This is a genomic window from Actinoplanes couchii (assembly GCF_016862075.1).
Classification (GTDB): domain Bacteria; phylum Actinomycetota; class Actinomycetes; order Mycobacteriales; family Micromonosporaceae; genus Actinoplanes; species Actinoplanes couchii.
In genome coordinates this window covers 1-2,209 of the sequence record NZ_BOMG01000174.1, presented here as the reverse complement: position 1 = coordinate 2,209, position 2,209 = coordinate 1, and the positions used below count along the sequence as shown (strand labels likewise).

Below are 2,209 nucleotides of genomic sequence, written 5' to 3'. Positions count from 1 at the left end.
GTCGTAGCTTCCTGAAGAGTGACCCCGTAGGGATCCGGGAAAGTTAACCCCCTTCCTCCTTGATCTTGGAAGGGGTGCTGAAGGTGGAGGACTGGGCTGAGATCCGTCGGCTGCATCGAGCCGAGGGCGTGCCCATCAAGGAGATCGCTCGACGGTTGAAGATCGCCCGGAACACGGTGCGGTCGGCGTTGGCCTCGGACCGGCCGCCGAAGTACGAGCGGGCGCCGCGGGGTTCGGTGACGGATGCGTTCGAGGCTCGGGTGCGGGCGTTGCTGGTCGAGTGGCCGCGGATGCCGGCTCCGGAGATCGCTCGCAGGGTCGGCTGGCCGTACTCGCTGAGCCCGTTGAAGAAGCTGCTCACCCGGATCCGGCCGGAGTACGCGGGTGTGGATCCGGTGGACCGGGTGGTCTATGAACCGGGCCGGCTGACGCAGTGCGACCTGTGGTTTCCGGAACCGCGGATCCCGGTCGCGGCCGGGCAGGAGCGGATGCTGCCGGTGCTGGTGATGACCCTCGCATTCTCCCGGTTCATGACCGCGGTGATGATCCCGTCGCGGCAGGCCGGTGACATCCTGGCCGGGATGTGGCTGCTGATCCAGGGCGTCGGCCGGGTGACCAGCACACTGTTGTGGGACCGGGAATCAGCGATCGGCGGGACCGGCCGGGTCAGTGTCCCGGCGGCGACGTTCGCCGGAACCCTCGCCACGAGGATTCAGTTGGCGCCGCCGCGGGACGCGGAGTTCAAGGGCATGGTCGAACGCTGCAACGGGTTCCTGGAGACCTCGTTCCTGCCGGGCCGCACGTTCGCTTCGCCAGGCGATTTCAACGCCCAGCTCGCGGAGTGGCTGCCGTTCGCCAACGCCCGCACGGTCCGCTCGATTCAGGGCAGGCCGGTCGACATGCTGGAGCTCGAGTATCCGTCGTTGCTGGTCCTGCCGCCGTCGGCGCCGGTGATCGGGCTGCGTGAACGGGTGCGGCTCGGGCGTGACTACTACGTGCGGATCGACACCGTGGACTACTCGGTCGATCCGCGGGCGATCGGCCGGTTCGTCGACGTGACCGCCACCTTGGACACCGTCGCCATCCATTGTGACGGTCAGCTTGTCGCCTGGCATCAGCGGTGCTGGGCCAAGCAGGCCGTGGTCACCGACCCCGGTCACAAGCAGACCGCCGCCGTTCTGCGGCGAGAGTTCGCCGAGCAACGACGCAGACGAGAGGCGGCGACCCGCTACCACGCCGACGGTCACGCCGTGAGTATGCGGGCACTGCCGGACTACGACGCCCTGTTCGGCGTCGATTTCAACCCATCATCGGAAGCGAGTAACCAGTAGTGAGCACAGCGACGAAGAACAGAACACCAGCCCGGGCCGCGTCTGGAGACGGGCTCCCGTCCCTGCTCGGCTATCTGACCCGGGTCCTGAAGACACCCACCATCGGCGCGTTCTGGGAGGAGTTGGCCGTCCAGGCCCGCGAGGAGAACTGGTCGCACGAGGAGTACCTGGCCGCGGTCCTGCAACGCCAGGTCGCCGACCGGGAGTCCAAAGGCACCACGATGCGTATCCGCACCGCCCACTTCCCGCAGGTCAAGACCTTGGAGGACTTTAACCTCGACCACCTGCCGTCGCTACGCCGCGACGTGCTGGCGCATCTGGCCACCGGCACGTTCGTCGCCAAGGCGGAGAATGTGCTCCTGCTGGGGCCGCCCGGGATCGGCAAGACCCACCTGGCCATCGGCCTGGCCATCAAGGCCGCCCACGCGGGCTACTCGGTGCTGTTCGATACCGCCAGCAACTGGATCACCCGGCTAACCACCGCGCATCAGGCAGGCCGCCTCGACGCGGAACTGAAGAAGATCCGCCGCTACAAACTGATCGTGGTCGACGAGGTGGGTTACATCCCGTTCGATCAAGACGCGGCCAACCTGTTCTTCCAGCTTATCGCCTCACGCTACGAACAAGCCTCGATCATGGTCACCTCGAACCTGCCGTTCGGCCGCTGGGGCGAGACCTTCGCCGACGACATCGTCGCCGCCGCGATGATCGACCGCCTCGTCCACCATGCCGAGGTCCTCACCCTCACCGGCGACTCCTACCGAACCCGCCACCGACGCGAACTCCTCGCCAGAGAAACACGCACCAAACGCTCATAACCGCAGGTCGGGGTCAACTTTCCCGAACCCACAGAGGGTCAGATTTCAGAAAGCGCTGAC

At 66.5% G+C, this 2,209-nt stretch carries 2 protein-coding genes; both read left to right on the top strand.

Annotated elements, in window-relative coordinates:
* Positions 1–74 precede the first annotated feature (74 nt).
* Positions 75–1,331, top strand: a complete 1,257-nt coding sequence (gene istA, locus Aco03nite_RS52315) for an IS21 family transposase (protein WP_203810746.1) — start codon at positions 75–77, stop codon at positions 1,329–1,331.
* Positions 1,331–2,149: an IS21-like element helper ATPase IstB gene (gene istB, locus Aco03nite_RS52310; RefSeq protein ID WP_203810744.1), complete on the top strand. Its 819-nt coding sequence runs from the start codon at positions 1,331–1,333 to the stop codon at positions 2,147–2,149. The genes istA and istB overlap by 1 nt, the downstream gene beginning before the upstream one ends.
* Positions 2,150–2,209: the final 60 nt, after the last annotated feature.